General features: G+C 67.7%; 2 protein-coding genes. Both read left to right on the top strand.

Annotation, left to right across the window (positions count from 1 at the left end):
* Positions 1 to 595 precede the first annotated feature (595 nt).
* Positions 596 to 2,329: a SulP family inorganic anion transporter gene (locus AB0M20_RS33140; RefSeq protein ID WP_364304276.1), complete on the top strand. Its 1,734-nt coding sequence runs from the start codon at positions 596 to 598 to the stop codon at positions 2,327 to 2,329.
* Between the two features lie 293 nt (positions 2,330 to 2,622).
* Positions 2,623 to 3,454: formylglycine-generating enzyme family protein (locus AB0M20_RS33135; RefSeq protein ID WP_364304275.1), on the top strand; the 832-nt coding region annotated here is incomplete at its 3' end.

Raw genomic sequence — 3,454 nt, 5'->3', positions numbered from 1 at the left:
TCCGCTGCGTGAGCTGCTGGGCCACGGCCTGCCGGCACAAGACGCGGTTGGAGAGGGCGGCGGCGCCTCCGGTGCGGGCGATTCCGCGGTGTAGACCCGTCATGGCGTTTCCTCTCGTGACCGCTTGTTCAGGCGCCCACCTTGGCTTCGTCCGGCGCGGCCGGCGCCGCATCAGCAAATTCAGCCCTCCGGATCGCCCGGCTGCAGAGGTCACGATGCCGCAGCGCTGCCCGATTCCCACCACCCCCAGCGAGTGAAACGGGACCGTCCCTCTGGCGACGGCCCGCCAAGGGTGTCGTCTGCCCCCTGGAGCGTGGTGTGGTTCCGCGGATGCCTCATCCCGGCCGGATGACGACCGTCCCCACGTTCGACCACCAGTCTGGACGCCGACGACCGGCTGAAGGCGGTGACCTGACATGGTGCTCAACGATCACCGGGCTGGTGTAGCTCCTTGCCGACAAGGGGTACCTGAGCGCCGGTCGGTCGCCACCGGTCCTACCCGCGCGGCCCTATCAGGGATCGACGAAATGAGCAGACCGGGAAGGTCGATCCGGGGAGGCGCGCGGCGGAGCCGGAGTGGTCGACCATGAGGCGCGTGCTGATCCGGCTGACCCCGGTGGCATTACGCGGCTACCGGCAGGGCTGGCTGGTGCCCGACATCGTCGCCGGGGTGACCCTGGCCGCGGTCGCGATCCCGGAGGTGATGGGCTACACCACGATCTCCCAGACGCCCATCGTCACCGGGCTGTACACCGTCATCTTCCCGGCAGCCGTGTTCGCTCTTCTCGGCGCCTCCAAACTGCTTGTGGTCGGCGCAGACTCCGCGACGGCGGCCATCCTGGCCGCCGGCCTGCTGGTGACGATCCCCGGGCTCACGCCACAGTCGCCGAACTGGGTCGCGATGTGCGCTTTGACCGCGATGGTGTGCGGCGTACTGCTGATGCTGGCGAGATTGCTGCGGCTCGGCTTCCTCGGCGACTTCCTCTCGGCCTCAGTGCTGATCGGATTCCTGTCTGGCGTCGGCGTCTCGGTGCTGTCCGGTCAGATCCCCGAGATGCTCGGCGTTGCTAAGGGAACGGGAAACTGGTTCGAGCAGCAGTGGGCCTGGTTGACTGAGATACCCCGGATCTCCTGGACCACGGCCGGATTCGCCGCCGCCACGATCATCATCATCCTGGCCTTCAAGCGGTTCGCGCCCAAGATTCCCGGGGCGATCGTCGCCGTCATCGGGCTCATCATCATCTCGGCGGTCACGGACGCCGCCCGGCACGGGGTCGCCGTGGTCGGCAGCGTCACCGGCGGGTTCCCGCCCCTCGGGCTGCCCCAGGGCATCACGGCGGGAGACGCGCTGAACGTTGCCGGGGTCGCCTTCTCCTGCTTCATTCTCATCATCTCCCAGAGCGCCGCGACAGCCCGCAGCTTCGCGATGAAGCACGGCGATCGGGTTGACATCAACCGTGATCTGGTAGGGCTCTCTGCCGCCAACATCGCCGCTGGTCTGAGCGGGACGTTCGTCGTCAACGGCAGCCCGACCAAGACGCAGATCCTGGACGCGCAGAAGGGCCGCACCCAGGTCGCCAACCTCACCCTGGCGACCGTGGTCCTCCTGGTCACGCTGTTCTTCACTGCGGCGCTCGCCGACATGCCCAAGGCCGTCCTCGCCGGGATCGTCTTTCTCGTCGGCTTGGACCTGATCGACGTGACCGGCCTGCGGCGCATCTATGCGCGACGGCGCAGCGAGTTCGCCATCGCGGCCGCCACCGGCATCGCGGTCTTCGCATGGGGCGTGATACAGGGCGTCGTGCTGGCCGTCATCGCGTCGATCCTGGAGATCATCCGAAGGCAGTACAACCCGAAAGACTTCGTGATCACCACTACGCACGGAGCACCGTCGTTCCAGCCCGCCGCACCGGGCCACCAGAGCGAGCCCGGTCTGATTGTCTTCCGATACGACGCTGAGTTGTTCTACGCCAACGCCAACCGCTTCGTCGACGATCTCGAGGCGCTCGTTGACAACGCCCCGGACCCGGTCCGGTGGGTGATCCTCGACGCGGCGTCCATCGACGACATCGACTACTCGGCGGGCATCAGTCTGGCCGGGCTCTGCGACTACTTGGACGCCAAGGCAGTCACCCTCGTCCTGGCCCGCGCGGACACCTCCCTGCTGCACGTCCTGAATGTCTACGGATTAAAACACCGCTTTCCCGACAGCCGGATCTTCCCCAGCCTGTCCGAGGCCATCACCGCGTTCCGGGGCGAGACGCAGCCCGAGGTCGGCCACCACGTGCAAACACCCGACGACGCACGACCGGGTAACCGAGCGACATAGAACCTCTGCGCTCGCCAAGGGCCCGACACCGATCATGCCAAGACGCTGGCGGGGTGCCGACGCCGGCCGGGACCGCCGCGCGCCTGCCACATCAACGGTTCACCCGTTGCGGACGATGCCGGCGACCGGGTGAATCCATCACCGTGGATCATCGGGCCAGACGAAGGGGCGCGGCGATGAGTGAGCAGGAACATGGAGCTTGCTGCGCTCCCGTCCAGCTTGCCACGGTGCGAGCGCCGTTCAATCTTTCGCTACCGGGTCCGGCATCGGTCCGGCCAGCGGCCGCGGAACTGGTGGCGCTCGACGGTGGCTGGTTCCGGATGGGCAGCGACGACGCCTACGCCTACGAGGGGGACGGTGAAGGTCCGGTCCGGTCGATCCGGGTCGACCCATTCCGCATCGCGGCCCACGCTGTGTCCAATCACCAGTTCGCCGAGTTCGTCGCGGCGACCGGTCATGTGACCTCGGCCGAGCGCTTCGGGGTGTCCTTCGTCTTCGCGGGCCTTCTTCCGGACAACTTCCCGCCGACCCGGGCGGTGGTCGGGGCGCAATGGTGGCGGGAAGTGCCCGGCGCCTCCTGGCGGCACCCCGAGGGCCAGCGTTCGACGCTCGACGTCAGGGCAGATCATCCGGTGGTCCATGTCTCCTGGGATGACGCCGTGGCCTACTGCCGATGGTCGGGCCTGCGCCTGCCGACGGAGGCGGAATGGGAGTACGCCGCCCGCGGCGGCCTCGACGGCATGCGCTTTCCCTGGGGCAACATGCTGCGGCCCGGAGGAAGGCATTTGATGAACGTGTGGCAGGGCGAGTTCCCCGGCCGGAACACGCTGGCCGACGGCTACCTGGGCGCCGCGCCGGTGAATGCGTTCGCGCCCAATGGTTTCGGCCTCTACAACATGACCGGAAATGTGTGGGAGTGGACAGCTGACTGGTTCAGCCCCACGTGGCACCTGAATGGGACCCGACACAATCCGGAGGGGCCGTCCTCGGGGGAGCGCCGAGCGCTGCGCGGCGGGTCGTATCTGTGCCATGCGTCGTACTGCTACCGCTACCGGGTCTCCGCCAGGATGGCGAACACCCCCGACACCTCGACGGGCAACATCGGTTTCCGATGTGCCAAGGACG

Source organism: Actinoplanes sp. NPDC051633, assembly GCF_040681735.1.
Taxonomy (GTDB): domain Bacteria; phylum Actinomycetota; class Actinomycetes; order Mycobacteriales; family Micromonosporaceae; genus Actinoplanes.
This window is presented reverse-complemented; position numbering and strand designations above follow the sequence as displayed.